At 58.3% G+C, this 23,813-nt stretch carries 21 protein-coding genes and 1 tRNA gene; 4 read left to right on the top strand and 18 right to left on the bottom strand.

The genetic code is table 11. The features are described from left to right. Positions 1-331: 331 nt before the first annotated feature. From ACED88_RS00665 to pflA, 3 genes are all read left to right on the top strand, one after another. Positions 332-2,449, top strand: coding sequence for a pyruvate formate lyase family protein (locus ACED88_RS00665; protein WP_449108447.1), 2,118 nt, complete (start codon positions 332-334; stop codon positions 2,447-2,449). Between the two features lie 128 nt (positions 2,450-2,577). Then, on the top strand, positions 2,578-2,829 hold the full coding sequence (gene grcA2 / locus ACED88_RS00660) for an autonomous glycyl radical cofactor GrcA2 (protein WP_083093496.1): 252 nt from the start codon (positions 2,578-2,580) through the stop codon (positions 2,827-2,829). A gap of 9 nt (positions 2,830-2,838) precedes the next feature. Beyond that, positions 2,839-3,720 carry a pyruvate formate-lyase-activating protein gene (pflA, locus tag ACED88_RS00655; protein WP_449108446.1) on the top strand — a complete coding sequence of 294 codons (882 nt, stop codon included), beginning with the start codon at positions 2,839-2,841 and terminating at the stop codon, positions 3,718-3,720. Positions 3,721-3,831: 111 nt separating this feature from the next. Here the strand turns inward: pflA and dxr are convergent, their stop codons facing one another. The 12 genes from dxr to rpsB form a co-directional block, all read right to left on the bottom strand. Beyond that, the gene (gene dxr / locus ACED88_RS00650; RefSeq protein WP_449108445.1) at positions 3,832-5,136 is read right to left on the bottom strand and encodes a 1-deoxy-D-xylulose-5-phosphate reductoisomerase; all 1,305 of its coding nucleotides are present in this window, start codon (positions 5,134-5,136) and stop codon (positions 3,832-3,834) included. Between the two features lie 4 nt (positions 5,137-5,140). Then, entirely contained in the window at positions 5,141-5,296 is a 156-nt protein-coding gene (locus ACED88_RS00645) for a hypothetical protein (RefSeq protein WP_449108444.1), read from the bottom strand. 92 nt (positions 5,297-5,388) lie between these two features. Further along, positions 5,389-7,227: an ABC transporter ATP-binding protein gene (locus tag ACED88_RS00640; protein ID WP_449108443.1), complete on the bottom strand. Its 1,839-nt coding sequence runs from the start codon at positions 7,225-7,227 to the stop codon at positions 5,389-5,391. 187 nt (positions 7,228-7,414) lie between these two features. After that, positions 7,415-7,681, bottom strand: a complete 267-nt coding sequence (locus ACED88_RS00635; protein WP_237205495.1) for a GlsB/YeaQ/YmgE family stress response membrane protein — start codon at positions 7,679-7,681, stop codon at positions 7,415-7,417. 221 nt (positions 7,682-7,902) lie between these two features. Further along, positions 7,903-9,525, bottom strand: a complete 1,623-nt coding sequence (locus ACED88_RS00630) for a solute symporter family protein (RefSeq protein ID WP_237186884.1) — start codon at positions 9,523-9,525, stop codon at positions 7,903-7,905. Between the two features lie 12 nt (positions 9,526-9,537). Next, a complete protein-coding gene (locus ACED88_RS00625) occupies positions 9,538-9,909 on the bottom strand; it encodes a DUF485 domain-containing protein (RefSeq protein WP_237198475.1) in 372 nt (123 codons plus the stop codon). Between the two features lie 127 nt (positions 9,910-10,036). Next, entirely contained in the window at positions 10,037-10,630 is a 594-nt protein-coding gene (locus ACED88_RS00620; protein ID WP_449108442.1) for a DivIVA domain-containing protein, read from the bottom strand. 31 nt (positions 10,631-10,661) lie between these two features. Continuing rightward, positions 10,662-11,507 (bottom strand): phosphatidate cytidylyltransferase, encoded by an 846-nt coding sequence (locus ACED88_RS00615; RefSeq protein WP_185173304.1) that lies wholly within the window; start codon positions 11,505-11,507, stop codon positions 10,662-10,664. A 6-nt stretch (positions 11,508-11,513) separates the two neighbouring features. Further along, positions 11,514-12,071, bottom strand: a complete 558-nt coding sequence (gene frr, locus ACED88_RS00610; protein ID WP_185173305.1) for a ribosome recycling factor — start codon at positions 12,069-12,071, stop codon at positions 11,514-11,516. An 81-nt stretch (positions 12,072-12,152) separates the two neighbouring features. After that, a complete protein-coding gene (gene pyrH / locus ACED88_RS00605; protein WP_135012806.1) occupies positions 12,153-12,893 on the bottom strand; it encodes a UMP kinase in 741 nt (246 codons plus the stop codon). A 141-nt stretch (positions 12,894-13,034) separates the two neighbouring features. Next, the gene (gene tsf / locus ACED88_RS00600) at positions 13,035-13,865 is read right to left on the bottom strand and encodes a translation elongation factor Ts (protein WP_185173306.1); all 831 of its coding nucleotides are present in this window, start codon (positions 13,863-13,865) and stop codon (positions 13,035-13,037) included. Between the two features lie 123 nt (positions 13,866-13,988). Further along, positions 13,989-14,798, bottom strand: a complete 810-nt coding sequence (rpsB, locus tag ACED88_RS00595; protein ID WP_185173307.1) for a 30S ribosomal protein S2 — start codon at positions 14,796-14,798, stop codon at positions 13,989-13,991. A 567-nt stretch (positions 14,799-15,365) separates the two neighbouring features. On the opposite strand from rpsB, the gene ACED88_RS00590 reads away from it, so the two are divergent. Next, complete coding sequence (locus tag ACED88_RS00590; protein WP_449108441.1) at positions 15,366-15,860, top strand: peptidoglycan DD-metalloendopeptidase family protein; 495 nt, start codon at positions 15,366-15,368, stop codon at positions 15,858-15,860. On the opposite strand, the gene ACED88_RS00585 is transcribed toward ACED88_RS00590, so the two are convergent. From ACED88_RS00585 to ACED88_RS00560, 6 genes are all read right to left on the bottom strand, one after another. Next, on the bottom strand, positions 15,857-18,169 hold the full coding sequence (locus ACED88_RS00585) for a S8 family serine peptidase (protein ID WP_449108440.1): 2,313 nt from the start codon (positions 18,167-18,169) through the stop codon (positions 15,857-15,859). The two genes, ACED88_RS00590 and ACED88_RS00585, sit on opposite strands and share 4 nt — an antisense overlap. A gap of 67 nt (positions 18,170-18,236) precedes the next feature. After that, complete coding sequence (locus tag ACED88_RS00580) at positions 18,237-19,247, bottom strand: hypothetical protein (RefSeq protein WP_449108439.1); 1,011 nt, start codon at positions 19,245-19,247, stop codon at positions 18,237-18,239. A 260-nt stretch (positions 19,248-19,507) separates the two neighbouring features. Beyond that, a tRNA-Ile gene (locus ACED88_RS00575) sits at positions 19,508-19,581 on the bottom strand. 93 nt (positions 19,582-19,674) lie between these two features. After that, entirely contained in the window at positions 19,675-21,162 is a 1,488-nt protein-coding gene (locus tag ACED88_RS00570) for an LGFP repeat-containing protein (RefSeq protein ID WP_449108438.1), read from the bottom strand. A 266-nt stretch (positions 21,163-21,428) separates the two neighbouring features. Continuing rightward, complete coding sequence (locus tag ACED88_RS00565) at positions 21,429-22,637, bottom strand: glycosyltransferase (RefSeq protein ID WP_449108437.1); 1,209 nt, start codon at positions 22,635-22,637, stop codon at positions 21,429-21,431. 208 nt (positions 22,638-22,845) lie between these two features. Beyond that, positions 22,846-23,715: a phage holin family protein gene (locus ACED88_RS00560; RefSeq protein ID WP_449108436.1), complete on the bottom strand. Its 870-nt coding sequence runs from the start codon at positions 23,713-23,715 to the stop codon at positions 22,846-22,848. Positions 23,716-23,813: the final 98 nt, after the last annotated feature.

Below are 23,813 nucleotides of genomic sequence, written 5' to 3'. Positions count from 1 at the left end.
GCCTTAGAATTTGCCCACAAAGGGGTAGGGCAGGTGGGTCTTTGAGGTGGTTTTTACCTTTACTTTTGAGTCAAAAAAGCCTTTACGTCACAAAGTGTTAAAGAAGGGTTTTCTCTGCCTCATTCGGGCAGGGGGCAGGTGCCCCACAAGGGGCCATAAGCCCAGAATAGCCGCTTTGACATGGAGAAATACTACACAATAGTACACATTGGCGTTTTTAAGCATTTACCATACCTATTTTGTTTCACTGGGCAAACTAGGCACAATAGAAGGAGAAAGCGCGCCACCTCAGCAAAGGCGCCACCCTATCACTTCACGAGGAGCACTCATCATGACTGCACAGGTTGAAGCCCCCACAACGGGAGTTTTTGTCAACGAACAATCCGCAAGCGCCTGGGAAGGCTTCACCCCCGGCCCCTGGCAAGACAGCATCGACGTGCGCGGCTTCGTCCTTGCTAACTACACCCCCTACGAAGGCGACTCAGCCTTCCTCGCCGGGCCCACCGACAAGACCCTGCGCGTCTGGGACACCCTCGAAAAAGATTACCTCTCCGTCGAACGCAAAAACCGCGTCTACGACGTAGACACCCACACCCCCGCAGAAATCGACGCCTTCCCCGCAGGCTACATCTCAGAGGACGACAACGTCATCGTCGGCCTGCAGACCGACGTACCCCTCAAGCGCGCAATGATGCCCAACGGCGGCTGGCGCATGGTCGAAACCGCCATCCGCGAAGCCGGTAAAGAACCCGATGAAAACATCAAGAAAATCTTCACCGAATACCGCAAAACCCACAACGACGCAGTCTTCGACATCTACACCCCCCGCATCCGCGCCGCCCGTTCCTCCCACATCATCACCGGCCTACCCGATGCCTACGGCCGTGGCCGCATCATCGGCGACTACCGCCGCGTAGCCCTCTACGGCGTCGACAACCTCATCGCCGACAAAGAACGCGCCAAGCACGCCGTTGCCGATCAAGGCTTCTCAGAGCACTGGGCACGCTACCGCGAAGAGCACTCCGAACAGATCAAGGCCCTGAAGCGCCTCAAGAAAATGGCAGCCCTCTACGGCTTCGATATCTCCGGCCCCGCCCGCACCGCCCAAGAAGCCGTGCAGTGGACCTACTTCGCCTACCTGGCCTCCGTCAAATCCCAGGACGGCGCCGCCATGTCCATCGGCCGCCTCTCAGGCTTCCTCGACGTCTACTTCGAACGCGACCTCGCAGCCGGCCTCATCACCGAAACCGACGCCCAGGAAATGATCGACGCCCTCGTCATCAAACTCCGCATCGTCCGCTTCCTGCGCACCATCGACTACGACCAGATCTTCTCCGGCGACCCCTACTGGGCCACCTGGTCAGACGGCGGTTTCGCCGACGACGGCCGCACCCTGGTCACCAAAACCTCCTTCCGCCTGCTACAGACCCTCCGTAACCTAGGCCCCGCCCCCGAACCCAACATCACCATCTTCTGGGACGAAAACCTCCCCACCGGTTACAAGGAATTCTGCTCCGCCATCTCCATCGAGACCTCCTCCATCCAGTACGAATCCGACCCCCAGATTCGTGAACAGTGGGGCGACGACGTCGCCATCGCCTGCTGCGTCTCCCCCATGAAAATCGGCAAGCAGATGCAGTTCTTCGGCGCCCGCGTCAACGCCGCCAAAGCCCTGCTCTACGCCATCAACGGCGGACGCGACGAAATGAGCGGCAAACTCATCGTCGAAGGCTACGAACCCATCAAGGGCGACGGCCCCCTCGACTTCGACGAAGTCTGGCTCAAGTACGAAGAAATGCTCGACTGGGTCATCGCCACCTACGTCGAGGCCCTCAACATCATCCACTACAGCCACGACAAGTACGCCTACGAGTCCATCGAAATGGCCCTCCACGACTCAGACATCATCCGAGCCATGGGCTGCGGCATCGCCGGCCTTTCCATCGTCGCCGACTCCCTCTCAGCCATCAAGTACGCCAAGGTAACCCCCGTCCGCGACGAAACCGGCCTCATCGTCGACTACATCACCGAAGGCGACTTCCCCGCCTACGGCAACGACGACGACCGCGCCGACGACATCGCCGCCACCATCGTCCACACCGTCATGGAGAAAATCAAGGCCATCCCCCTCTACCGCGACGCCATCCCCACCCAGTCCGTGCTGACCATCACCTCCAACGTGGTCTACGGCAAGGCAACCGGCAACTTCCCCTCCGGCCACCGCGCAGGCACCCCCTTCTCCCCCGGCGCCAACCCCGAAAACGGCATGGACACCCACGGCATGGTCGCCTCCATGCTCTCGGTCGGCAAGCTGGACTACGAAGACGCCCTCGACGGCATCTCCCTGACCAACACCATCACCCCCACCGCCCTCGGCCGCACCAAGGAAGAACAGGTCACCAACCTGGTCGGAATCTTGGACGCAGGATTTATTCCTGAAGAGGACTAAAACTCAATAAACCCGCAGTAACCCAGGTAGAGGGGTGCCAGCCAGCACCCTAAACGCCAGCCCCGAGCCAGCTGGCTGGCACCCCTCTACCGGGCCTACGACCTCATCTAACAACTAAGGAGAACATCATGGCCGTCAAGACCTACGAAGAGCGCCTCGCTTCCATGAAGGCAAACCGCGCCAACAAGACCGCCCCCAAGGGCCTCTACCACGCCAACATCAACGTCCTCAACCGCGAAACCCTCGAGGATGCCATGGAGAACCCCGATAAGTACCCCAACCTGACCGTCCGCGTCTCGGGCTACGCCGTCAACTTCGTGCGCCTCACCCGCGAGCAGCAGCTCGACGTACTCTCACGCACCTTCCACCACGGAGCCTAGTGATTCTTCATGTCACTTGATATCTCTCACGAGATAACCGATACCGCCGGCGAGCTAGCATTTGCTCCGCCGGCGGACCGGCATTCCGGGGCAGGCACCTGGGGCCTGGGCGAACTCACCGAACTCGAACGCTCCGCCCAACTCAAACTCATGCGCGAAGGGCAACTCGGCTCCGTCCACTCCTGGGAACTGGTCACCGCCGTCGACGGGCCCGGCACCCGCATGACCATCTTCATGAACGGCTGCCCCCTGCGCTGTCTCTACTGCCACAACCCCGACACCTTCAACATGAAGGACGGCAAACCCGTCATGGCAGCCGACCTCATCAAAAAAATCAAGCGCATGCGCAAGGTCTTCAAAGCCACCGGCGGCGGCATCACCATCTCAGGCGGAGAAGTTCTCATGCAGCGCCCCTTCGCCGAGAATATCCTCATGAGCGCCAAATCACTGGGAATCCATACCTGCATCGATACCTCGGGTTTTCTCGGGGCTCATGCCTCTGACGAGTTCCTCGATAACGTAGACCTGGTGCTGCTCGATGTTAAATCGGGCTCTGAAGAGGTCTACCGGGAACTCACCGGCCGCGCCTTACAGCCCACCATCGACTTTGGCGACAGGCTCTCAGCCTTGGGCAAGAAAATCTGGATCCGCTTTGTGCTGGTGCCCGGCTACACCGACGACCCTGACAACATCGAAAAGGTCGCCGACATCGTCTGCCGCTGGCGCAACGTCGTCGAACGCGTTGAGGTACTGCCCTTCCACCAGATGGGCACCGACAAGTGGGAGTCCCTGGGCTACGACTACAAGCTCAAGGACGTGCACCCGCCCAGCAAAGAAGCCACCGAAGCCGCCCGCGACATCTTCCGCGCCCGCGGCCTCACCGTCTTCTAGACTCCATACATCAAACGATGGCCCCCTCGTTTCTCTCTTCACCCCATGGATTATCTCAGGGTCAAGAGAAAAACATGGGGGTCATCTCTATTAGATACGCCTATGCGGAATCTAGCCCTGCCCCAGAATCTCGTTGGCGCGGGTGCGGGCCCAGGCTTCCGCCTCCAACACCGCTTCCAGAGTCAGAGAACCAGATTCGGCCAGGGCCGAAGAACTCGCGTGCTCATCGAGCACCCGCCCGGTCGTCTCAATCATGTCGGTAAAACGAATAGCGCCGGCGTGGAAGGCAGCCACCGCCTCCTCATTCGCCGCGTTGAAGACCGCCGGGAAGGTACCACCCCGCTGACCCGCCCGCTTAATCATCTCCACCGCCGGGAAGGCTGTGTTATCCAGGGGCTCGAAGGTCCACTCGGTAGCCTGCGACCAGTCGCAGGGCTGCGCGATACCCGGAATACGGTGGGGCCAGGTCAGCCCCAAGGCAATGGGCAGCAGCATGGTGGGCGGGGACGCTTGAGCCAGGGTCGAGCCGTCCACAAACTGCACCATAGAATGCACCACCGACTGGCGGTGAACCGTCACATCAATACGGTCCAGGTCAATGCCAAAGAGGTGGTGGGCCTCCAGCACCTCCAGGGCCTTATTGACCATAGAGGCCGAGTTGGTGGTCACCACCAGCCCCATATCCCAGGTGGGGTGGGCTAGAGCCTGCGCCGGTGTTACCTCCCGCAACTGCTCGTAGGTCATGCCCCTAAAGGGCCCACCCGAGGCAGTCAGCACCAGCCGGTCAATCTCCCGGTCGGTGCCCGATGCTAGAGCCTGGGCCAGGGCAGAATGCTCAGAATCCACCGGAATCATGGGCTGGTCCAGGGGTGAGGCGTCCACGGCGGCCTTGACCAGCTCGCCACCGGCAATCAGCGATTCCTTGTTAGCCAGGGCCACCTGGGAGCCTGCCTGCAGGGCAGCCAGGGTGGGTTCCAGGCCGATAGAGCCCGTGATGCCGTTGAGCACCACATCCGCCCCGGCGCGGGCTGCGGCGGTGGCGGCGTCCTTGCCCCACTCAATCTGGGGGCTGTAGCCCGGCGCCAGCTCAGCCAGCAGCGAGCGCAGGGTGGCAGCGTCCGATTCGGTGCCGCTGGTAGCGACCAGGTGCGGACGCAGGCGGGCGGCCTGCTCTGCCAGCTTCGGCAGAGAGCGGGAGCCGGCTGAGAGGGCGGTGACGCGCACGGGAGCGTCGTCGCTACCGGTGGATGTTCCTGCCAGGGAGTTGAGGTGGTCGATAACCTGCACACCCTGGGTGCCGATGGATCCGGTGGAGCCGAGCAGGGTGACCGTCCGCCCACCGTGCAGGAAGTCTGCTAGCTGGTCGGTGAGGGTTTCGCGGGAGGCGCCGAAGCGCTGAGTTGAGCCAAATCGCATGATTCTATTTTCCGGTAAGGTGTCGGGCCGGTCCTAGCAAAATCGTCCAGGAGCGACGGGCGGGATCGGTTGTCAGGTAGCGGTAGCCCCAAAAGGTAAAGTGACCGGCGGTGGCAAGGGCGAGCCCACCGGCTAAGGTGGTGAGGGTGGTTTTCTTCATACCTTAAGTTTTACACCCCGGTAGGTACCATCTAGGTCAGAAAAACCCACCTAGTTGATGGTCATTTCTGACCTAGATGGTACCTGCCCCTTTTAGCCGACGATGTCGAAGCTCTGCAGCTTCTTCTTGCTAGCCTTACCGCCGCTGTTCTGCAGGCCCAGTAGTTCGGCGTAGATACCGCCGGAGGCCGCCAGCTCAGCAGGGCTGCCCACCTCGTCAATCCGCCCCTCCTTGAGAGTGACGATACGGTCCACCGTCGCAATAGTGGAAAGACGGTGGGCAATAATCAGGGAGGTTCGGCCCTCCATCAGCTCTTCCAGTCCCTTCTGTACAGCCCGCTCAGCCTTGGTGTCCAGGGCGCTTGTAGCTTCGTCAAGAATCAGGATCGGAGCGTCCTTGAGCATGGCTCGGGCAATAGCGATACGCTGCTTCTGGCCGCCCGAGAGCTTCAGGCCGCGCTCGCCGATGAGCGACTCGTAGCCGTCCGCAAACTTCGAGATAAAATCGTGGGCGTTCGCCTTGGTGGCAGCCTCGATAATCTGCTCCCGGGTAGCGTCGGGGCGGCCGTAGGCAATATTCTCGGCAATGGTGCCCGAGAAGAGCGAGGCGTCCTGGAAGACCATGCCAATCAGCGAGCGCACCTGCGCCAGGTCACTACCTGCAATATCCATGCCATCAACCAGCACCCGGCCCTCACGCGGGTCATAGAGGCCTTCAAGCAGGGCCATGAGGGTCGACTTACCCCCGCCGGATTCCCCCACAAAGGCAATACGCTCACCACGCTTCACCGCTAGATCAATCCCGTGCAGCACATCTGCTTCACCCTCGTAGCCGAAGGTTACTCCCTCAAAGCGGACGAGTTCGGCCCCGGGTTCAGCAGTGAGGCTGGCGGCAGCGGCGTCAGTAGCGGAATCCGGACGCGCCCCGGAAGCCCCGGCGGTAATGGCCAGGGCGCGGGCGTCCGACTGCCGTTCCATGACCTCGAAGTAGTCCTTAGAACCGGCAATAGCGCGCTGGGCGGTATCCACAATCCAGGAGAGCGAATTGATAGGAGCTACCGCCATGGCCAGAAGCTGAATGAGCAGCACCATGTCGCCGATAGTGAAGTCCCCGGCCAGGGTACGCAGGAAAATCAGCAGGTAGAGGGCGAAGAAAATGAGGTTGAGGAAGGAGAGGCGGGCAACGTCCATAGCGTGCCAGAACTTAGACTGGGCGCGGGTGAGCCCGATGGTCTTCTCAAAGCGGCCACCGAAATCAGTGAGTTCTCGGCGCTCGCGGCCGAAGGACTTGACCACGCGAATCTGCCCGATAACTTCGGCAAAGCGGCCGGATGCGATGTCGATGTTCTCGTTCTTCTTGCCTTCCCAGACCTGCCATTTTTCGCTGGTTTTGCTGGTGAGCCAGAAGTAGACCGGGAAGATAATAAGGAGCAGCAGCCCTAGGGGCCAGTAGTAGATGGAGCTAATCACAATCACCGAGACCGTGGTGAGCACCAGGGAGATGAAGGTGTTGCTCATGGTCTTGACGAAGTTGGTGACTTCGGTGATGGAGCGGTTGAGTCGGGCGATGATGGTGCCGGTCAGCTCAGTATCGAAGTAGGATAGGGGCAGGGAGAGCAGTTTCTCGTAGTAGCGCACCGACAGGATGGTGCGCATGCGCTGGCTCATCACATCACCGATGTAGCCGCCGATGTTGGTGGTCAGCACGCTCACCAGCTGGGCTGCCAGGTAGGCAACCGCGAACCAGGCGATGGCTGTGCCAGTGGTGGGGGCTGAGCCGTTCAGGTGCCCCACGACGGCATCGGTTGCCCCTGAAATAATGAAGGGGGCCAGCAGGGAGGTTGCGCTGGTGAGCACCGCACAGATGATGATTCCTACGAAGTAGGGCCACAGCTCTTGAGTGGCTCTAACGATTCTGGCGATACTTTTCATGAAAATCCCTACCTGCCGGTGTTCTTGTGGTGCCCCACTACCCTACCGCCGGCGTCCGCCCACATGGTTGAGGGAGCGGTGTTCTTTTGCCCACGCGGGTATCACAAAGCCCCGGTGGGCGTCTTCGCCTTGGGTAAGGACGGACGCCCGCCGGGGCTTAGAGACTAAAGGGCTAGGCCGCTAGGGCTTAGGCCTTGTTCTTGGTGATAGCACCGTAGATCCAGAGGACCAGCAGTGAGCCTATGACGGCGGTGAAGAGGGTACCAATACCGACACCGCCGCTCATACCATCTGAGAGGAAGGGCAGGAAGGAACCGAGCCAGCCACCGAGCATAGCACCTACGATACCGAGCACCATGGTAACCAGGATGCCGCCGCCCTGCTTACCGGGCATAATCAGCTTTGCGATAGCACCTGCGAGAAGACCAATGATAATCCAACCGAAAATTGACATGTTTTCCTTCTTTCATAGGGTTACGGGGATGAGCCCGAATTGTTCAGCGTGCTTCTAGTTTATATCAAATTCCAAGATAAAGCTAAGCAAGCTACAAGTGTGTTGGCTTACCATTTCCCCGCGTTATACCCTCGACCTCACACAGAAACCCCCACCACCGACGAACCCTGCCATGGGTTGCCAGCAATGGGGGTTTACAGCAGGCGCGAGCCTACCGGCTCTTAGTGGTCAATAGCTCCTTCGGCTCCAACGCCGGTAAGAGAGCGAACTTCCATCTCAGCCTGCTTGATTTCGTCTTCCTTATCGCCACCGAGTGAGCCCAAGAAGCCCAGCAGGAAGGCTGCAGGAATCGCTACGATACCGGGGTTAGCCAGGGGGAACCAGGCAAAGTCAGCACCGGGAATCATAGAGGTCTCAGCACCGGACATCACCGGGGAGAAGATAATCAGGATCACCGAGATGCCCAGACCACCGTACATAGACCAGAGGGCACCGCGGGTCTTGAAACCCTTCCAGAAGAGGGAGTAGACGATGGTGGGCAGGTTAGCCGAAGCCGCTACCGCGAAAGCCAGAGCCACCAGGAAGGCTACGTTCTGCCCCTGAGCACCGATACCACCTGCAATGGACAGCAGGCCAATAACAACCACGGTGGTTTTTGCTACGCGGATTTCCTTGGCGGGGTCAGCGTTGCCCTTGCAGATAACGTTGGTGTAGATATCGTGGGCGAAGGAGGCGGACGCGGTAATCGCCAGACCCGCCACCACGGCCAGGATGGTTGCGAAAGCAACCGCCGCGATAACACCCATCAGCAGGGAACCACCCAGCTCGAAGGCCAGCAGGGGGGCTGCCGAGTTGACACCGCCGGGAGCTGCCTTGATGGCATCCGCACCCACCAGGGCTGCAGCGCCGAAGCCGAGCACCAGAGTGAAGAGGTAGAAGAGGCCGATCAGCACGATAGCCCAGACCACCGACTTACGCGCCTCCTTAGCTGTGGGAACGGTGTAGAAGCGCATCAGAACGTGAGGCAGGCCAGCTGCACCAAAGACCAGAGCCAGGGAGAGAGAGATAAAGTCCAGCTTGGTCAGATCATTCAGACCGTATTTGAGGCCAGGCTCCAGAATAGCCGGGTTACCGGAGGTTTCAACCGCCGAGCCGAGCATCGCGGAGAAGTTGAAGCCGTAGATTGCCAGAATCCAGATGGTCATAATAGCGACGCCAGAAACCAGCAGAACAGCCTTGATAATCTGCACCCAGGTAGTGCCCTTCATACCGCCGATCAGAACGTAGACGATCATAAGTACGCCCACGATAATGATGACCAGTGACTGGCCAGCCTTGGAGCTAATACCCATCAGCAGGGATACCAGGGCACCCGCACCGGCCATCTGGGCCAGCAGGTAGAAGAGGGTAACTGCCAGAGTTGAGATACAGGCAGCAATTCGGACGGGGCGCTGGCGCAGACGGAAGGAGAGCACATCTGCCATGGTGAACTTACCGGTATTACGCAGGGGCTCAGCTACCAGCAGCAGCGCTACCAGCCAAGCAACCAGGAAGCCAATCGAGTAGAGGAAGCCGTCATACCCCTGCAGGGCAATAGCACCCACAATACCCAGGAAGGAGGCAGCCGAGAGGTAGTCACCCGCGATAGCAAGACCATTTTGGGTACCGCTAAAGGATCGCCCACCGGCGTAGTAGTCTGCCGCGGTCTTGTTGTTCTTAGAGGCGCGAAGCACCACCACCATGGTGGCCAAAACGAAAGCCCCGAAAACCGCCATGTTCACCCAGGGGGTGCCCACGGTCTGAGTGCTAGCTTCAGCAGCCAGCAGAGTTCCTGTTGACGTCATGAGATCCACCCCTTAGTGAGTCTTATGGGCGTAGTGCCCTGATTCAATGTCAGCGCGAAGGCTGCTTGCGCGCGGGTCAAGCTTCTTGTTTGCAAAAGCCACATACCAGCCGGTGATGGTGAACGTGGTGACAAACTGCAAAAGACCGAAGATGATGCCGATATTGACATTGCCCAGCACCTTGGTCGACATGAACCCGGGGGCATACACCGCCAGAATCACGTAGAGCAGGTACCAGACAAGGAAGGCCACGGTCATAGGAAAAACGAAGGACCTGTGGGTTGTGCGAAGCTCTTTAAACTCACCGCTATTCTGGGCGGCCCGGAAGTCAACGTGCTCAGCGTCAATAACGGGCTGGTGAGACTCAGGTGATGTGTGTGCCATCACTACCTCCTTTGTGTAACTGAACACACATTAGCCTGTTATCTGCATTACACACAAGTATCTAGACTAAAAAGTGCGGACCACCTGAAATATTTCAGGTGATCCGCACTCGCCAGCTCTCATTGACCTACTGGGCAGTGTCTTTGAGGTACTCAATTGCTCGGTCCAAGAAGGCATCGACCTGGGTTTCCTCGTAGCAGATATCCCCCGTTGCCGGGCTAAAAGCTGCCGCCCTGATATCAGCGGGGGCGAGGACGTCCGCCCCCTCCAGGTGAGCAAAAAGCCGGTCACAGAGGGCATCGACTTCTGCCGTGAAATACCCCTTAGTCAACTTTTTAGCGGGTCTGCGGAAGCGCTCGCCGGCAGGCCGCTCGAGACGCCCGAGCAGGAGCTCCCGTAGCTCTTGCACCGCCTGATCCCAGGTGTGCTGCCCGTACCGCTGCAGATACAGTTGCTTCTCTAGCTCACAGAAACGGTCTTCCACCTTATCGAGGGCAGCATCGACGTCCTGTGGGTCATAGCCACCGACCTCCCCCTCAAAGATGGCTTCACGCACCGTCCGGGAGGTATGTATGTCCTTGCCCAGCTCTACGCCGGAAAGCATCAATTCGTAGTCGTCGGCTAGGCGGGTGAAGAAGGAGTCCACGGCAGCCACCGAGTACCCCTTCTCGTGGGAGCTAACCCGGCGGAACTCTCCGGAAGATTCAGCCTGATGTTTCATTGAGCCTCCAAATATCTGGCAGCACCCGCCTCTAGAAGAGGGCTGAGAGCACCGAGAAAATCACGTAACCGATAGCGATAGCGAACACGATGGAATCCAGGCGGTCCATCACACCACCGTGGCCGGGCAGAATATGCGACATATCTTTGATGCCGATTTCACGCTTGACCATGGATTCTCCCAGGTCGCCCGCTGTTGAAGCTACGACCAGGAAAATCGCCACAATCAGGCCGTACCACCAGGGGTCACCGATGAAGAGCGAACAGATAATGCCCACGATAATGGAGCCCACCATCGACCCGGCAAAGCCCTCCCAGGTTTTCTTGGGAGAGATCTTGGGGGCCATGGGGGTCTTACCCCATTTTACGCCGGCGATGTACCCCCAGGTATCGTTGCCGATAGCCATGAGCAGAATCATGAGCACCTTGCCGGGGCCCGATTCTTCGCGGTAGAGCAACAGGGCCAAGGAAATCATGAAGGGCACCCAGGACATCACGAAGATAGAGCCCATAATCGACATAATCATGCCGTCGCGGTGCCCCACGATACGCCAGCCAATCAGCACCAGAATCGAAGCGACCACGGTAAAAATCAGCCAGGACCCGCCCCCGTAGTAGGCGGCAAAGGGCATGACAAAGGCTGTTGCAACGGCAGGAATAACGGGGATTCCCATGCCGCGTTTCTGGTTGAGCCCGTGGCAGACCTCCCAGGTACCTACCGACACGGCAGCAGCCGCCAGGAGCACAAGGATAAGAGGGACGAAAAACAAACCCACCGCCAGCAACGCGCCCAGCACGAGGCCGACGGTGATGGCGGCGGGTAGGTTCCTGCCGGCTTTAGAGGCCTGGGGCGGCTGTTCTTGAGATTGAACAGTCATTCGGATTTAGACCTCGAGCAGTTCAGCTTCCTTGGACTTCAGCAGCGCATCAACAGTGTCGATGTGCTTCTTGGTCAGGGCATCGAGTTCCTTTTCACCGCGTGCGCCCTCGTCCTCACCGATTTCGCCGTCCTTGACCAGCTTGTCGAGAGCAGTCTTGGCGTGGCGGCGGGTGTTGCGCACAGCAACGCGGCCTTCTTCAGCCTTGTGGCCTGCCATCTTGATGTATTCCTTGCGGCGCTCTTCGGTCATTTCGGGCATGACAACGCGCACAACGTTGCCGTCGTTAGCGGGGTTAGCACCGAGGTCGGAGTCGCGGATTGCCTTTTCGATGGCACCGAGGGCGCTCTTGTCGTAGGGGGTAATCAGGACGGTGCGAGCTTCGGGGGTCTGGAAGGACGCCAGCTGCTGCAGGGGGGTGGGTGCACCGTAGTAGTCTGCGGTGAGGTTTGCGAAGAGGGCGGGGTTAGCGCGTCCGGTGCGGATTGAGGCAAATTCGTTCTTGAGGGCCTCGACGGACTTGTCCATCTTTTCGCCGGCTTCGAGCAGGGTTTCTTCAACCATCTGTTGTTAGTCCTTTAGGGTTGTGCCCGTCAGTGGGCGCTGTATAGGTAGTCTCTATCTAGTCTAGTGGTCTTGGAGCCTTTAGGCAGTAACCAAGGTGCCAATCTCCTCGCCGAGGATGGCGCGAGCCACATTTCCCTCTCCCTGCATACCGAAGACGCGCATGGTGACGTTGTTGTCCTTGCAGAGGGAGAAGGCGGTCTGGTCCATGACACGGATGTTGCGCTTCAGGGCTTCGTCGTAGGTGAGCTTGTAGAGGCGCTCGGCATTGGGGTCCTTGTTGGGGTCGGCGGTGTAGATGCCGTCCACGCCGTTCTTGGCGACGAGGACCTCGTCAGCGTGGATTTCGAGGGCGCGCTGGGCTGAGACGGTATCGGTGGAGAAGTAGGGCAGACCTGCGCCAGCACCAAAGATGACGACGCGGTCTTTTTGCATGTGGCGGATAGCGCGGCGGGGGATGTAGTTTTCTGCGACCTGCTGCATGGAGATGGCAGACTGAACGCGGGTGTCGATGCCGGCCTGCTCAAGGAAGTCCTGCAGGGCAAGAGAGTTCATGACGGTACCGAGCATGCCGATGTTGTCGGCGCGGGAGCGGTCCATGCCGGCTTCTGAGAGCTCTGCGCCGCGGAAGAAGTTACCGCCACCGACGACGACTGCGACTTCGACCTGGCCGATGGTTGAGGCAATCTGTTCTGCGATGCCGCGGACGACCTCGGTGGAGATACCGACTTCGCCGCCACCGAAGACCTCGCCGGAGAGCTTGAGTAGGACGCGGCGACGGCCGGTGTCGTCGCGGTGGATGGTTCGGGTTGACTCTGCCATGGTGGCCCTCCTGAAAAAGGTCAAAAATTTTTTGCGGCATCCGTTGCGCGCTTTGTTTCTAGCATACGGCAAAGGGGAGCCCCTGTGCGGGGCTCCCCTGAGCTATGAGCTTTTTTGGTGCTCAATCACACCTGATGAGTATTAGGCGCCGACGCGGAAACGCTCGAAAGCGGTTGCGGTTGCACCGTTCTCCTCGAGAACTGCAGCTACAGACTTTGAGGAGTCCTTAGCGAAGTCCTGGTCGAGCAGGGTGTTTTCCTTGTAGAAAGCCTTGAGCTTACCTTCAACGATCTTGGGGATGATCTGCTCGGGCTTGCCTTCACCGCGTGCGGTTTCTTCAGCAACGCGCTTCTCGGCCTCGATGTCCTCAGCTGAGATGGAGTCTGAGTTGAGGTACTTGGGGCTCATTGCAGCGATGTGAACGGCTACGTCGTGAGCAACTTCCTCGGTGTTCTCGCCAGCTACTGCGAGCAGAACGCCAACCTGTGCGGGCAGGTCCTTGGAGGTCTTGTGCAGGTAAACTGCAACGTTCTCGCCCTCAACGCGAGCTACGCGGCGAACAACGATCTTTTCGCCGAGCAGGGCGCCTGCTTCGGTGGTGAGCTCATCGACGGTCTTACCTTCGTAAGAAGCTGCCTTGAGTTCTTCCAGGGTGGAAGCGTTAGCGGCAACTGCTGCTTCGAGAACGTCGTTACCGAACTTGATGAAGGGCTCGGACTTAGCAACGAAGTCGGTTTCTGAGTTAACTTCGATCATGAAGCCGACGCCGTTTTCTACGCGTGCAGCAACGAGGCCTTCTGCGGTTGCACGGCCTTCGCGCTTGGTGACGCCCTTGAGGCCCTTAACGCGGATGATTTCCATTGCCTTCTGCTGGTCGCCGTTGGCCTCGTCGAGGGCCTTCTTGACGTCGAGCATGCCTGCGCCGGTCTTTTCGCGCAGAGCCTTGATGTCGGCTGCGGTGTAGTTCGCCATGGTGAACTCCTTATATTTTGAACAGATTAGGGAAATCTATTGGGTTCCTGCCGGTATCTTCGGCAGAAGAGGTGAGAACGGCACCCACCGAATGTGGGCGGGTGCCGTTTCTCTTATGAGGCTTTACTTAGCTTCTTCAGCGGGTGCTTCTGCCTTAGCAGCTTCATGCTGCTCGAGCAGTTCGCGCTCCCATTCAGCCATGGGCTCTTCAGAAGCGTTAGCTGACTTGCCGGCCTTCTTGTTTTCGCGTTCCAGCAGACCTTCAGCAACTGCGTCCGCGATGACGCGGGTGAGCAGGTTGACGGAGCGGATTGCGTCGTCGTTGCCGGGGATGGGGAAGGAAACTTCGTCGGGGTCGCAGTTGGTGTCGAGGATAGCAACTACGGGGATGCCGAGCTTCTGAGCTTCGTCAACAGCCAGGTGTTCCTTCTTGGTGTCAACAACCCAGATCAGTGAGGGAGCCTTGGTGAGGTTACGGATACCACCGAGGGTCTTCTCGAGCTTCTCGTGCTCGCGACGCAGAAGCAGCAGTTCCTTCTTGGTGAACTGTGAGCCTGCGACGTCGTCGAAGTCGATCTGCTCGAGTTCCTTCATGCGCTCGATGCGCTTTGAAACGGTTGCGAAGTTGGTGAGCATACCACCGAGCCAGCGGTGGTTGACGTAGGGCATGTTCACGCGGGTAGCCTGCTCAGCGATGGCTTCCTGAGCCTGCTTCTTGGTACCAACGAACAGAACGGTGCCGCCGTGAGCAACGGTTGCCTTAACAGCTTCGTAAGCCTGGTCGATGAAGGCCAGTGACTGCTGCAGGTCGATGATGTAGATGCCGTTGCGCTCGGTGAGGATGAAGCGCTTCATCTTGGGGTTCCAGCGGCGGGTCTGGTGACCGAAGTGGACACCTGAATCGAGAAGCTGGCGCATAGTTACGACGGGCATGTCGTCTCCTTATGTATTAGAGGTGCCGGGCGGGCCCCTGATTCCAGGCTAGCTCCGCTCCGCGCATAGTAGTTATCGGTTTACATGTGGAGCCTGTGGGCGCAAGGCCCGCTCCCCTGGTAACGCTCAGACTTTTTCGTTGGAGTGACGAAGCTGTCTCAGACCTTCACCGGCGTGTGCCGGACCGAAAGTTCCTTATCAACTAGAGGCTAGTTGCTTCGCATTACGCGACGTCAGATCCCGGGTGAAGCTCGCGTGAACGGCTCGCCAAGGAGGGGTCTCTATGTAAAGGGATTCCCCTTGCCCTCGCGCTGCCTGTTTTTGGGCAGGGCGCAGGGGCAAACTGCAATCAACAACTATACCGCATTATTGGGCTTTAATCACCGGGGTTTTGGCTCTTGCGGTGGCAGGTTTCCAGTGGTAAAGATGGAGGCAACCTACGGTTGGCGCCACCTGGGGTAAGGGGCGGGCACCGACCGAAAGGTTTTTGTCGTGTCTTTTCTTCTATCGCACTCTAGAAGGCTTGTGAGGTTTCTAGGGGTTTGTTGCTGTGCCCTGCTTTTAGTGGTGGCAACAAATCCGCTAGCTTTTGCGGGGCGGACGCCGCCCTGGCAGGCCCCGGTGGAGGGGCAGCTTACCGTGGTTCGGGGCTTTGAGAAACCGGCTGCCCGCTGGGCTGCCGGGCACCGCGGAGTTGACCTTGCGCTGGAAGCGGGTGGGAGCGTCCTTGCTCCCTATGAGGGGGAGGTAGTTTTTGCCGGAACCGTAGTTGACCGGCAGGTGCTCACCCTTGAGCACCCGGACGGGCGGCGCTCGTCCTTTGAACCGGTTTCTAATCCGCTGCCGGTAGGTAGCCGGGTGCAGGCCGGGGACGCCATCGCCCAGCTTGACTCTAATATCCAGCACTGTACCCCGAGCTTTTGCCTGCACTGGGGTGTGAGGGAACCGGCCCCGGGCTCTGAAACAGCACGCAGGGGGCTCGATTACACGAACCCCCTGCTACTTCTAGGGCTTGAAGGCCCCAGCGTGCTACTACCTATTAGCGATGATTTTGCGGCCTAGCGGACTCGTTTCACCCCACCAACCTCAGTCCATCGCAGCTCAACACCACTAGAAAACTTCAAAGTCACACTACCATCAGCCTGCACAGTCTCATCAGTTACAGGGAAACCCAAGGTACTTGTATAGCCATTATTGACCCAATACCAATAAAGCGCACCATGAGCAGCCACCTTACGAGTACCCGTAGCCGGTGACCAAACCAACCTAGTCTCCCAACCATTCTGCGCCCTAAACACCTGCTGCGCTCCCCCAGGAATAGCCTCTTCGTCAGTAAGCGGGAAGCCCAGAGTGGTAGCATGCCCCAAACCTACCCAGCGGCTAAAAATAGCACCCTTGCCGTTCATCGTCCGTGTTCCGGTAGCAGGTGACCAGTAGAAACGAGTTTCTTTCCCGTTAAGGCGGAACGTCTGACGCGCCCCATAAGCATAGGCGGTCTCGTCCTCACTGGGGAAGCCATAGGTGCCAGTGCCACCCTCTCGAGTAAAACGTCCACCGATACCACCGGCCTCCCACACCACATGAGTACGATGATGCTCAGGAGTCCAATAGAAAGCGAACCGACGCCCATCAGCAAGGGCAAACTTCTGCATCGCACCACCGGTGATAGCAGTCTCAGCAAAAACCGGGTACCCATACCCGTTCTCATAACCACCAGCACGGTACCTTGCACCAATACCACCTGAGAAATAAACAGGGTAGGCCCCGGTCCGCGGGGTCCAGTAGATAGTGTAGTTTTTTGCAAAAGTCTGGCCTACACCACCATCGCGCAAACGGAATTCAGCACTTGTGGGTGCCCCAAAAGTACCGGCTGCTCCGTGGGCGTAGTAGTAAGCTCCAATAGCACCAACCAGCGGGAAACCTCGGGTGTCAGCGACAGCTGCAACTGCGCGAGGAGCGTTAACAAACCGGTAGCCGTTGACGTTAGAGCCGGTGTTCTTAAGAATGGTGCGAATCTGCTCCACTGTGATGTTGGGGTTACGCTCCTTCATCATGGCGATAATGCCGCTCACATGAGGGGCAGCCATAGAGGTGCCGTTGAGCGGACCGTAGCCGGGCCCGACCTGTGTATAGGCGCCGGTGTTGACGGTTGACCATACGTCGGAGCCGACTGCACCTCCGGGAGCCAGCACATCAAGCATGGGCCCCCAGTTGGAATAAGCGGTCATAACGTTGCCGTTGGCGGTTGCACCCACCACGATAGCTCCCAGACAGTTAGCCGGTGAGGTACCAACTGCGTTTGCACCAAAGTTACCTGCCGCCGCAACTACCGGAACGTTCCGTGCATGAGCTGCATTGATGGCGTCCTGCAATACTTTGGGGCAGGTTGCCGAGTAAAAGCCTTCGGAGTAGTTAACGACGTGAGCTGGTGTGGGGTTGGCAGGAGCACCAGGGACGGGCACGCCTGCACTCCAGGCAATACCGGCGGCCTGGTCAGAGGTGTAGGCCCGGCCATTGACACCCATAATGCGGGAATGTTGGATGCGAGCGTTGGGGGCAACACCGGCTACCCCAGCCCCATTATCGGTTGCGGCTGCGGCAATGCCGGCCACATGGGTTCCATGCCACATGGAACGGGGGACCTGCGGGCCCCAGTCGCCCTCATCATTGGGGTTAGAATCCCAGCCGTTGCCGTCCCGGCTCTGATCAGCTGATACAAAGTCGTAGCCGGGCAAAGTCTTTGCAGCTAGCTCAGGGTGCCAGGTCTGACCGGTATCAGCGATACCGATGACGATGCCCTCACCGGTAGCGTACCGCCAGGCGCCGGGCGCGTCGATAGCTCGCATATTCCACTGGCGGCTAGCAAAGTAGGGGTCGTTAGGCGGGTTACGGGGAGTGGCTGCCTGGCCGGTTGTGATGATGAGATCAGGTTCAGCATATTCAACATCTGGTTGAGCTTCGAGTAAGTCAACAACCTGAGCCTGCTCGACCGGGTCAATCATCTCCTGAAGATCTACAACCTGAGCCTGCTCAACTGTCTCGTGGGAGACCTCTGCGGTGTCTACGGCCGCAGTGGCGTCAGCGACCTCATTCAGAATCTGGGCCTGTTCGTGACCGTCTACCCCGTCCTTAAATTTCACCACCAGACGGTCGGTATCTGGCTCAGCTGTCGGCTGGTAGCGGGTGGTCATCTCACCTGCGGGGCCAGCGGACGGGCCACCGCTGACCTGCCCCTGGAATGCGGTGTCACCGCCTGCACCCTGAGGCGGGGCTGCCTGGGCCACAGTGGGTTGGGTCGCGAATAAAAAACCCGCTGCAAGCACCAAGGAACAGGTGCCTGCAACGGACTGCAAAAATGGCGAACGGGCCATAACTACTCCCTCAAATGTGTGTGTTTCTACACAGCATACGGTATGAGGAAGTAGTTAAGGGGCTCCACTATGAACGCGCGTAGGCTACCGGAGTAACAATGCCGGTCTCAGCTGACCAGACCAGCAGGGTCTCTGTGCCGTCAGCGGCACGGAAGAGCTGCTGGGCACCGCCTTCAATGCTGTATTCATTAGCTACTGGCTCGCCAAAGGCATCAGCACCACCCTGGGCGTAGTAGTAGGCGCCAATACCGCCGATAAGCTTGGGTTCAACCTTGTCGAGGGCTTCTTCCAGAATCACGGGGAAATCGTAGTTGTGGTGCTGGATGCCAGGCAGCACGGTGAAGTCTACGTTGTTGAAACCGGCAGCTGCGTAGACGTTGTAGCCGTTTTCTGCTGCCCCGTAGGCTGACCAGGCAATCGGCCAGGTTGCGCCCACGCCGTCCTCAGAACCGATATACCACTGCAAGGAGAAGTCCTGGGCGGTCTCTGAGGGCAGGGTCTGCATGCCGTTACTGTTACCGCCGCCGACCATCACGGAGCCGCCGCCGGTGCGCCAGGCGTCCTGACTGTCAGCCAGCAGTTCAAAGCCGGTGATTTCAGCGCCGCCGGAGTGGCCGATGGTCCAGACGTTGGAGGAGTCCAGGCCTGCTTCAGCAATGAAAGAGCTAGCGAAAGAGCGGAACCAATCGCCGTTAGCGTCCATGGACTGCCACCAGGTGATGCCGTTGCCGCTTGCGTCCTTATCGGGCAAGATAACGGGCACGAAAATCATGTTGCGCTCATTCGCTACCTCGGCCACACCGAGCAGCTGTGAGTTATTGGGGGAATGAACCTTGGACTGGTTGGTGAACCAGTAGTCCCCGTCGAGGTAGAAGACAACGCCTACGGGCTGGGCCCAGTCGATGTTCTCTGCGTAGACGTGGTAGTTGGAGCTCACACCAGCTTCTGAGGTGTAGGTCGCGAACTGGGTGGTGTTGGTGGTTGCCTGAGCACTGGTAGTACCAGCAACGAGCAGGGAGCTAGCCAGCATACCGGTGGCAAGGACGGGTGCGGTAGCGCGCTTGAGGGAAAAAGACATAGTTTCCTCTGATGTTAGGTGGGATGCGAGTGATGGAAAGTAAAAACTTTCCTCAGCAAATGTAGCACCCGGCCGGTAAGAGCGCGAGAACTGCGTGAGAATAGCCGGTGAACGGGGCGTGTCGCCCACGCTCTGAAAAGGTGGTGTGAAGGAGAGGGAGGTAAGGACGCCCCAGCTCAGCTCTAGAAGGAGCTGACGGCTCCGAGCCGGGTAGCAAAAAGCCCTTCCTTTCTGTTGGAAGAAAGGAAGGGCTTGTCCTGTAGGGCCGGCGGGGCTTGAACCCGCGACCAAGGGATTATGAGTCCCCTGCTCTAACCAGCTGAGCTACAGCCCCACAGCGCCAGGTTCAAGTGAACTGACACTGTCTCTAAGAATACCGAAAAGTCAGGCAGAGACCAAAAACAGCAAGACACGGTTCGCGAGAGCCTTAGCGGACTCGTTTCACCCCACCAACCTCAGTCCATCGCAGCTCAACACCACTAGAAAACTTCAAAGTCACACTACCATCAGCCTGCACAGTCTCATCAGTTACAGGGAAACCCAAGGTACTTGTATAGCCATTATTGACCCAATACCAATAAAGCGCACCATGAGCAGCCACCTTACGAGTACCCGTAGCCGGTGACCAAACCAACCTAGTCTCCCAACCATTCTGCGCCCTAAACACCTGCTGCGCTCCCCCAGGAATAGCCTCTTCGTCAGTAAGCGGGAAGCCCAGAGTGGTAGCATGCCCCAAACCTACCCAGCGGCTAAAAATAGCACCCTTGCCGTTCATCGTCCGTGTTCCGGTAGCAGGTGACCAGTAGAAACGAGTTTCTTTCCCGTTAAGGCGGAACGTCTGACGCGCCCCATAAGCATAGGCGGTCTCGTCCTCACTGGGGAAGCCATAGGTGCCAGTGCCACCCTCTCGAGTAAAACGTCCACCGATACCACCGGCCTCCCACACCACATGAGTACGATGATGCTCAGGAGTCCAATAGAAAGCGAACCGACGCCCATCAGCAAGGGCAAACTTCTGCATCGCACCACCGGTGATAGCAGTCTCAGCAAAAACCGGGTACCCATACCCGTTCTCATAACCACCAGCACGGTACCTTGCACCAATACCACCTGAGAAATAAACAGGGTAGGCCCCGGTCCGCGGGGTCCAGTAGATAGTGTAGTTTTTTGCAAAAGTCTGGCCTACACCACCATCGCGCAAACGGAATTCAGCACTTGTGGGTGCCCCAAAAGTACCGGCTGCTCCGTGGGCGTAGTAGTAGGCACCGATAGCGCCGATGAGAGCGTACGGGGAACTTGCAGGACGCTGGGGAAGAGCGTTATCAAGAATGGATGCGAAGTTATAGTTGTAGTGGGTAGTACCTGGCAAAATTGTGAGCTGTGCGTTATTGAAGCCAGCTGATTTATACACGCGATGCCCGTCCTGAGCAGCACCTAAAGCTGACCAGGTTGCTGGCCAGGTAACGCCTTTGCCATCTAGCTCGCCCACGTACCATCGAAGTGAAAAGTTCTTTGCCCCGGAGGAAGGCCACGTCTGCATACCGTTGCTGTTACCGCCACCGACCATGATGGATCCGCCACCGCTACGCCATGAATCTTGCCGGTCCGCTAATAGTTCAAAACCGGTGATTTCGGCGCCACCTGAATAGCCAATAGTCCAGACATTAGACCGGTCAATACCGGCTGACTCGATAAAGTTCTTGGCGAAAGCACGGAACCAGTCACCGTTGTAGTTCATCGACTGCCACCAGGTTATGCCGTCGCCTGAAGCGTCTTTATCAGGTGAGATAACAGGAACAAAGACCATGTTCCGTTGGTTAGCTACCCGAGCCATCGCAGTTAAATCCGCATTGTTAGGGAAATAGACTTTGGACTGATCTGAAGTCCAGTAGTCACCATCAAGGTAGAAAACCACTCCTACCGGCCGTGACCAGTCAATATTGTTGGCATAGACGTGGTATTGAGAGCTTGTACCGTAAGCAGAAAAGGTAACGAAGGTCCGATTCGTAGTTACGGCTTGTGCTTCTGATATTGGTGCAAGGCTTAAAGCGCTAACAGCCAGACCAGTCGTTACAAAGGTAGTGGTTACTTTCTTAAGACGAGAGAGAGAGAGAGAGAGAGAACAAAATGGTTACCTCTAGTAGTGTGTTTATATGGTATTTCTAGGCTTCTTCGATAAACCTAGCACCTACCGTCAAGAAACTCTCGATACAAGTTGTCAGACACGTACAGGGATTCGAAGGTCTCCCAGGTTTTCTCAGCGGCGTGGCGGGCTACCATCTGGTGGGAGTACTCCCCCATGGCTTTGCGCTCTTCTTCAGGCAAGTTCAAGACATCAGCAAGGCGGGCAGCCAACTCAACGGTATCTCCCGGTGTAAAGAGGTAACCGTTCTTGCCCTGATCCACCAGGTGCGGCAACGCCAGAGCATTAGCAAGAACCACCGGCTTAGAAGCACTCATAGCTTCGAGGGTCACAAGCGACTGCAGCTCGGCTGTACCCGGCTGGCAGAAGACATCGGCGCGCAGGTAGCCCGCGCGAAGTTCCTCATCGGACACGTACCCCAAGAAACGCACCCGGTCAGCTACACCGCATTCTGCGGCCTTGGCCTGCAAATCAGAAAGAATCTCGCCGGTTCCAGCAATCTCAAGCACAGTTTTCTGCCTTAACTCAGCAGGAAGAAGCGAAAAACCCTCAATGAGCACATCGATATTCTTCTCTACGGCCAGGCGCCCGGCAAAGAAAATACTCAACTCGTCAGCAGCTTTATCGATCACTTCGCCCGGGGCAAGTTCATAATCAGAGCTTTGAATACCGTTTGATACCGGCATCACCGGCCGGCGGAACTTACCGGCGCTTTCCATCGCATCGGCACCAATTTGGGTAGGAGTAGTCACCACAGCAGCCCGGTTGAGGACCCGGCGCATATCAACCCACGAAGCCTTAACCACCAGCTCATTACCAGCCTTACCGAACGGCAAGAAGGGGGTGATGTTTTCAGGCATCACGTGGTTGGTAGCGATAACTCGCACACCGCGTTTAGCACCTACACGAGCTAAAACTCGCCCAATGATGTAATGGCACTGAATATGAATCACATCGGGCTGAATCTCCTGCACCAGGCGGTCTGCCTCGGCGTAAATCTCCCAGGGGAAGTTCAGGCGCATGTAGGGGTGGGTAATTACCTTGTGCGAGCGCATGCGGTGCTCGACGATGCCGTCTACCGTGTGACGGCTGGTGACGCCTTTTTCCTGCTTGGGTGCCATCACATGTACGGTATGGCCGCGTTCGGCCAGAGCGTGGGCGAGACGGGATGAGAACTGAGCGGCCCCATTGATATCGGGCGGGTAAGTATCGGCGCCAATGAGGACGGTCAGAGGCTTATCAGCCATACAGGGGCCCTTTCGAGGTCTCTTCGTTCGGTACCCCACTGACCTTACCGGGTTTTTGGGGCCCGCGCATCAGCCGCACAGCGGAGTTCGCCTGCCCCCCGGCGTCCGCTCTTTCTCTGGGCAGTAAAAAGCCCGCCCCGGCAAGTGGTGCCGGGGCGGGCTTGAGTGCAAGGACGCCTATGCCGCCTCTTCCGAGGCAGGGCGGGTCTTACTTGCGGCGGCTAATGATCTTGCCGAGGAAGACAAAGAAGGCTCCCAGGGAAGCTGCCAGGGTTGCAAAGGACTTCCAGTGGGCCTGCAGGGTCTCGGGGTTCGAGGCGTTTGCGGCCAGCTTCTTACCGCCGTCAACGGCGGTAGAAGGAGCGTTCTTTGCGGAGGTCTTGGCGTTCTGCACCAGGCCCTGGGCGCCGGCCTGTACGTCACGTGAGTAGGTCTCGATGTCGTCGCGCAGGGTCTTGAGGTGCTCGCGGCGCTGCTTGGTGCGCTGCAAGAGCTGTTCCTTGCTGGGGGCAGGGGTAGCGGGGGTCTGCTGCTCGCCGCTGTCCTTCTTGTCGTCAGTCTTCTGCTCGGCCTTCTTGGCCTCTGCCTTCTCTGCCTGCTCGCGCTTGAGACGCTTTGCGGTCATGGCGGAGCCTTCCTTGAGAACACCCAAGTCGTAGAGCAGACCGAAGATAGCTGATTCAGGCTTGAAGGGCAGCTGGGCCTTAATCATCTTGAAGCCCACGAAGCCAGCGATAGCGGCTAGGAGCAGGAAGAGGATAAACAGCACCAGAGCTGCAGCCCAGTTGGGCATGATAGCTGCCAGGCCAACGTAGGCCAGGATAACCAGGGCGATTGCCATGAAGAGGGCAAAGACCAGGGCTACTGCTGCAACAGCGGCGCCCTTACCCAGGGCGATGCCCTTCTCCTTGACCTCAATCTTGGCGATCTGGATTTCGTCTTTGAGCTGCTTAGGGGCCAGGTTGGTGAGCACCTTGCCTGCGTCAGCCACGTTCGTAACGCTAGCTTTGATGTTGTTGAAGCCGGCGCGCAGACCCTGGGCTCGGCGTGAGCCGTTCAGGTCGTTGGGAGTGGTCATGTGCCACCTCTCTATGTGTCGATAAGCGTGCTTGCGTATTACGTGTACCAAATAGTAAGTTTACCGGCTTTTAAGGGCTTGTGGCGACTGCGCCCCGA

The organism is Rothia sp. 11273D007AR, from assembly GCF_053547255.1.
The sequence above is the reverse complement of the archived record's forward strand: the minus strand, read 5'-3'. Positions and strand labels throughout refer to the sequence as shown.